Annotated in this window: 1 protein-coding gene; it reads right to left on the bottom strand. The window is 65.7% G+C overall.

Annotated features, from left to right (window positions below; all coding sequences use genetic code 11):
• On the bottom strand, positions 1-362 hold a 362-nt coding region (locus GHO41_RS29590; protein ID WP_153435372.1), incomplete at both ends, for an LLM class flavin-dependent oxidoreductase.

The raw sequence follows: 362 nt of genomic DNA on the forward strand, positions 1-362 counted from the left end.
GACGCTCGATGGCCTGGCGCAACTGTGCAGGCGGCGCCGCCCGTAACAGGCAAACCTGTGCCTGGCTGGCAATCAGCGCCGGGCTTTGGCTGTCGTTGAGGACGATGGCAGGGGCGGGCAAATCGCGGCGGGCATAACCGGCGTTTTCCAGTTGGAAGTAGCGGCCGCTGTAAGTAAAACCACCGTCGCCGCCGCGCAACAGGCGCCCGAGGATATCGAGGTATTCGCCGATGCTTTCGCTGCGCTGGTCGCGGTTGAGCCAGTCGTCGAAGGTGTGGCGTGCGGTGCTCTGCTGGCTGTCCGGCAGGTGCAGGCGCACGCGGTTGGCGCTGATCGATTGCAGGCTTTGCACGGTGCTGGCC

Origin of the sequence: Pseudomonas sp. FSL R10-0399 (genome assembly GCF_009600165.1) — a bacterium.
Taxonomy (GTDB): domain Bacteria; phylum Pseudomonadota; class Gammaproteobacteria; order Pseudomonadales; family Pseudomonadaceae; genus Aquipseudomonas; species Aquipseudomonas helleri.